Raw genomic sequence first — 1,790 nt, forward strand, 5'->3', positions numbered from 1 at the left:
TATTTGAATACAGGATAACTAATTATTATAATTTATTAATTAAAAAGCTTTTACAATACATAAATTGTTGATGATAGCAACTAAAGAAAACTTATTAAATAATTATCCAGCATTTCGTTATTTGAATTGGATGAAAAAAATTGGAATACATTCAATTCCTGCACAAAATTTAATACTTACTCTATTCTTTGTAATAACAATTACTATATCGTCTTATTTGGATCAAAGTTACCTTTTAGATAAGCCAAATATTGGGCTCTTCCAGCATCCTGTAATTTGGTTTTTCTTTATCATTCAAGTATTAATTCCATTTGCCTTAAATACAAGTATTACACGTTTTTTAAATATGTCCAATTGGAAACATTCAATTATAAAGGTTCTTTTTTTTAAAGATGATTTTACATCAGAGGTCCAAATATTAAATAAAAATACACTCAGAAAAAAACCGTTAAGTAAATCGTTTTTTGCGCTATTATTAGTTTTTGGTTTTATAAGTTTTGTGTGGAACAGTTATCAAAACCAATCGCCATTAAGGTTTGTAGGATTCGATTTTTGGGATTCATATACATATCCTTTTGGGTACTGGGCTACTCGAATTTATAAATTATATATGTGGTGTATATTTTTTCCTAGTATAATTCATCTGTATTGTTTATTGGTAATTCAAACACTAAGTGTTTTAAAACGTAGTTACAACCTAAATATGTTAGCACTTGAACCATATCATTATGATGGAAACGGTGGAGTTTCTGTATTTATAAAAAATATAATTACTCCGATTATCCCTGTACTATTAGCTACTAGTTTACTTTCTGTTTCTGTATATTTAGTACATCAAAAATTTGATTTTACTACTATTTCAAGTTTAGTCATTTCAACGGTATTCTTTTTAGTTCTTTACTTTATACCAGCATTTAAAATCGGGAAAATTATCAGAGACAATAAAGAAGAACAACTTGCTGAAATCGCAAAAAAGCAGAAGAAATTTTTAGATGAAATAGTAGATGCAAGAGATATACAACAGACTAAAAATAATTTTGAATTGATTACTACTTTTGAAGAGATTACCAAAAAAATAAAATCAATTCCAAATTGGCCTAATTATAAGTTTGTCACTAAAATAATAGCTTTAGCCTATTCTCCAACTTTAATTCTAGGTTTAATTCGGCATTACTTCTTAGACGCTTAAAATATTACTCATTTAATCCTTTTTTGAATTCAGCAATTAGCTCTGGCCAACTTTCATATAGTTTATGGGTTAAATTAAGAACGACCACAATTCCACAAAACCAATATGCTAATTCAAAATAATAAGCATCTATTTCAATATATCGAATAGATAATAAAAGTAGAAATGATGTCAACCATATTGGAAAAGTTGTCAGACCGCCAAGTAATCTATTGGGTTTGAAAATTGATTTACTATCTGTTTGTAAACTTCGTATAGATAAAAGGAAAACTTCTCTAAAAATAATGAATGTTATAGGAATGATTGGCATGCCACTAGCTATTGCATATAAAGAGAAAGCTATTGTTAAAAACTTATCTCCAAATAAATCAAGGACTTTTCCTTGCTTGCTTTCACAATGATATTTTCTAGCAAGAAAACCATCTAATAAATCACTTGCACAGGCATACATAAACAATATAATAGCAACTAGATTCAATTCTACACGAAAAGCAATACAAACAAAAATTAATCCTGCTATGGCACGACTAATACTGATTAATTGAATGATAAGAAAGATTCGTTGCTTTGTTACAAGCATAATAAATTATAATAATTAGTT

The 1,790-nt window shown here is 27.4% G+C and carries 2 protein-coding genes; one reads left to right on the top strand and one right to left on the bottom strand.

All coding sequences use genetic code 11. The annotated features are described in order from the left end of the window. The first annotated feature begins 70 nt into the window (after positions 1 to 70). Positions 71 to 1,189 carry a hypothetical protein gene (locus ACRBBL_RS27555; RefSeq protein ID WP_431372327.1) on the top strand — a complete coding sequence of 373 codons (1,119 nt, stop codon included), beginning with the start codon at positions 71 to 73 and terminating at the stop codon, positions 1,187 to 1,189. A 4-nt stretch (positions 1,190 to 1,193) separates the two neighbouring features. On the opposite strand, the gene ACRBBL_RS27560 is transcribed toward ACRBBL_RS27555, so the two are convergent. Further along, positions 1,194 to 1,769 (bottom strand): CDP-alcohol phosphatidyltransferase family protein, encoded by a 576-nt coding sequence (locus tag ACRBBL_RS27560; protein WP_431372328.1) that lies wholly within the window; start codon positions 1,767 to 1,769, stop codon positions 1,194 to 1,196. Positions 1,770 to 1,790: the final 21 nt, after the last annotated feature.

This window comes from Kordia sp., assembly GCF_050633145.1.
Classification (GTDB): Bacteria; Bacteroidota; Bacteroidia; order Flavobacteriales; family Flavobacteriaceae; genus Kordia.

Excerpts from the sequence above, each read along its gene's own strand:
- ACRBBL_RS27560 (WP_431372328.1), bottom strand. The coding sequence starts at position 1,769 with ATGCTTGTAACAAAGCAACGAATCTTTCTTATCATTCAATTAATCAGT.
- ACRBBL_RS27555 (WP_431372327.1), top strand. The coding sequence starts at position 71 with ATGATAGCAACTAAAGAAAACTTATTAAATAATTATCCAGCATTTCGT.